4 protein-coding genes are annotated in these 3,521 nt (G+C 73.1%); all 4 read left to right on the top strand.

Going from position 1 to position 3,521, the window contains the following annotated elements:
• Window positions 1-642 (top strand): ABC transporter ATP-binding protein (locus tag ACIY1X_RS12435; protein ID WP_399680871.1); only part of this gene is annotated, 642 nt, incomplete at its 5' end.
• A gap of 83 nt (window positions 643-725) precedes the next feature.
• Complete coding sequence (locus tag ACIY1X_RS12430) at window positions 726-1,922, top strand: ABC transporter substrate-binding protein (protein WP_038208046.1); 1,197 nt, start codon at window positions 726-728, stop codon at window positions 1,920-1,922.
• Window positions 1,910-2,848, top strand: coding sequence for an NAD-dependent epimerase/dehydratase family protein (locus ACIY1X_RS12425; protein WP_399680869.1), 939 nt, complete (start codon window positions 1,910-1,912; stop codon window positions 2,846-2,848). Before ACIY1X_RS12430 ends, ACIY1X_RS12425 begins: the two co-directional genes overlap by 13 nt.
• Window positions 2,845-3,521 (top strand): SDR family NAD(P)-dependent oxidoreductase (locus ACIY1X_RS12420; RefSeq protein ID WP_399680868.1); only part of this gene is annotated, 677 nt, incomplete at its 3' end. The genes ACIY1X_RS12425 and ACIY1X_RS12420, both read left to right, overlap by 4 nt.

Below are 3,521 nucleotides of genomic sequence, written 5' to 3'. Positions count from 1 at the left end.
GGCCTGAGCCTGGCGGTGCGCGCCGGCGAGCGCGTGGCGCTGGTGGGCCGCAACGGCGTGGGCAAGACCACCGTGGTCAACACGCTGCTGGGCCTGGCCTCGCTGCGCGGCGGCACGGTGCGCGTGGGCGGCAAGGCGCTGCCGCGCCCGCGCACCTACCAGGCCGCGCAGCAGGGCGTGGTCGTCGTGCCGCAGGGCCGGCGCATCGTCGCCAACCTGACGGTGGAGGAGAACCTGCTGCTGGGCGCCGCCGTCGGCCGCAAGGGGCCGTGGAGCGTGCCCGAGGTCTACAGGCTGTTCCCGATCCTGCAGGAGCGGGCGCACACGCCGGGCACGGCGCTCTCGGGCGGCCAGCAGCAGATGCTGGCGGTCGGGCGTGCGCTGATGGCCAACCCCTCGCTGATCCTGCTGGACGAGCCCACCGAGGGCCTGGCGCCGGTCATCGTCGACCAGCTCGCCGACATCTTCAGCCGCGTGGCCGACCAGGGCACGGCGCTGCTGCTGATCGAACAGAACATGAGCCTCGTCGTGCGCGTGGCGCACCGCTACTACGCCATGGCCAAGGGCGCCGTCGTCGCGCAGGGCGAGGTGCAGAACAGCCGCGAGAGCCTGCACCAGCTCGAGGCCCACGTGATGGTCTGAGCCTGCTTTCGCGTTTCTTTTTTTCCGCCATCGGCCGCCGGACCGCCTCCGGCCTTGCATCCGTCATCACCAAGGAGACAGCCATGCTGAACAGAAAACAGTTTTCCGAACTCGCCCTGGCCGCCACGCTGGCGCTGGGCATGGGCCTGCCCGCCGCTGCCTGGGCGCAGGCCAAGGAGCCGGTGAAGATCGGCCTGGTGTCGTCCAAGTCCGGCGTCGCCGCGCAGCAGGGCGAGGAGGCGATGCGCGGCGTCCGCTTCGCGGCCGAGGAGGCCAATGCCGCCGGCGGCGTAGACGGCCGCAAGGTCGAGATCGCCGAGGGCGACGACGAGGGCACGCCCGACGCCGGCCGCCGCGTGGCCGAGAAGCTGGCGCGCGACGGCAACAACCTGCTCATCGGCCCCATCCTGTCGTCGATCTCGCTGGCCATCGCGCAGAACCTCGACCGCTGGGACGCCGCCTACTTCAACATCGTCAGCAAGTCCGACAAGCTGACGGGCGACACCTGCCGCGCGCGCAGCTTCTTCACCAACCACTCGGACCGGATCGACATCGCGATGATCAACCAGTGGGCCAAGGAGCTGAAGGAAAGCTCCTTCGCCGTCCTGGCCGCCGACTACGCCTGGGGCCGCGACTCGGGCGAGTCGTTCAAGAAGGCGGTCGAGGCGAACGGCAAGAAGGTGCCGCTGTCGCTCTACGTGCCGCTGGGCACCAAGGACTTCTCGCCCTACATCGCGCAGCTCAAGGCCGCCAACGTCGAGGCCGTCTGGGTCGCCGAGACCGGCCGCGATGCCATCGCCTTCGTCAAGCAGGCCGAGGAGTTCGGCCTCATCCCGAAGACCAGGCTGATCGGCCACGCGCTGATCCTGAACTTCATCATCAACGCCACCGGCAAGGCGCTCGAGGGCACGCCGGGCACCACCGAGTACACCGCCGGCATCGACAACCCGCGCAACAAGGCCTTCGTGGCCGCGTGGCAGGCCAAGTTCAACCGCCTGCCCACCGACAACGAGGCCCTGGGCTACCACGGCACGCAGGTCATGTTCGCGGGCGTGAAGAAGGCCGGCAGCGTCAAGCCGGAGGCGGTGTCCAAGGCCCTGCGCGGCGCGCAGATCGAGACCATCTACGGCCCGGCGACGATGCGCGCGGCCGACAACCAACTGCTGCTGCCCAGCTACGTGGCCCGCGCCAAGTCCGTCAACGGCACGATCGTGCCGGTGATCGAGGAAGTGTTCCCGTCGTCGATCATTCCCGCCCCGCAGTCCCAGTGCAAGATGTGAGCGGCGGTGCGCCGCGCATCCTGCTGACCGGCGCGGCCGGCTTCCTCGGGGCGCGCATCGCGCGGCGGCTCGCCGCGCGCGGGCTGGCCCTGCGCCTGTTCGACGTGCCGGCGGCGCAGCCTGCGCTGCAAGACCTGGCAGCCGAACTGGGCGACGCGCAGGCCGTGGCCGGCGACATCCGCGCCGGCCGCGACCTGCGCGAGGCGCTGCACGGCTGCAGCGGCGTGGCGCACCTGGCCGGCGTGCTGACGCCGGTGTGCAGCGCCGACCCGGTGCTCGGCGCCGAGGTCAACCTCATCGGCACCCTGCACGTGTTCGAGGCCGCGCGTGCGCAGGGGCTGGACCGCGTGGTCTACGCCAGCAGCGCCGGCGTGCACGGCCCCGACGGCATCGAGCCGCGGCCGGTGACGCACTACGGCGCCTTCAAGCTCGCCACCGAGGGCGCGGCGCGCGCGAGCTGGCGCGAGCATGGCCTCGCCAGCGTCGGGCTGCGGCCCTTCGTCGTGTACGGCCCCGAGCGCCTGAGCGGCGTCAGCGCTGGCCCCAGCCTGGCCTGCCGCGCGGCGGCGCTGGGCGAAGCCTGCACCATCGGCTACACCGGCGCCGCGGGCTTGGTCTACGTCGACGACGCGGCCGGCGCCTTCGAGCACGCGCTGCTGGACGCGCCGGCCCGCGGCGCCGAGGTGTTCAACTTGGCCGGCACCGTGCACACCGTGGACGAGGTCATCGCCGAGATCCGCCGCCAGGTGCCCGATGCGCGCATCGACGCCAGCGGCCCGCCGCTGGGCATCGCGGCCGGCATCGGCGAGGACGGGCTGGACGCATGGTTTCCCAATCGGCCGCGCACCTCGTTGGCCGAAGGCATCGCCGCCACGCTGGCCCACTACCGCCGGCAGGCGCAAACCACGCAGAAAGAGCCCGCATGACGCGCACCGTGCACGCCCTGGTCACCGGCGCCACCGGCGGCATCGGCCGCGCGATCTGCCTGGCCCTGGCCGCGCAGGCGCGCCGCGACGGCCACGCGCTGCATCTCAGCGCCGCCGCCTCGCGGCCCGGCGAGAAGCTGGACCGCCTGGTCGCCGAACTGCGCGACGCCGGCGCCGAGGCCACCGGCCTGGCCGCCGACCTGACGCAGCCGCCCGACTGCGCCCGCCTGGTCGACGAAGCCCAGCGCGCCGGCGGCGACCTGGACGTGCTGGTGTGCAACGCCGGCGCCTCCGGCCCCGGCCGGCTGGCCGACCTGCCGCTGGCGCAGTGGGAGCGCAGCTTCGCGCTGAACACCCGCAGCGCCTGGCTGCTGGCCCAGGCCGCGCGGCCGGGCCTGGTGCGCACGCGCGGCAGCATCGTCGCCATCGCCTCCATGTCCGGCCTGGCGCCGCACCCCGGCTACGGCGCGTACGCGGCCACCAAGGCCGCGCTGATCATGCTGTGCCGGCAGATGGCGCACGAGTGGGCCGCCGACGGCATCCGCGTGAACACCGTGAGCCCCGGCATGATCCGCACCCCGCTGACCGAGGCGGTGTACCAGGACGAGGCCGTGCGCGCGCAGCGCGAGGCCCTGGTGCCGCTGGGCCGCATCGGCCGCGGCGAGGACGTGGG

The organism is Xenophilus sp. (assembly GCF_044462705.1).
In the GTDB taxonomy this organism is placed as follows: domain Bacteria; phylum Pseudomonadota; class Gammaproteobacteria; order Burkholderiales; family Burkholderiaceae_C; genus Xenophilus; species Xenophilus azovorans.
This window is presented reverse-complemented; position numbering and strand designations above follow the sequence as displayed.

Bases quoted from the DNA above. Each gene is read 5' to 3' on its own strand.
- ACIY1X_RS12430 (WP_038208046.1), top strand. From the start codon at position 726: ATGCTGAACAGAAAACAGTTTTCCGAACTCGCCCTGGCCGCCACGCTG.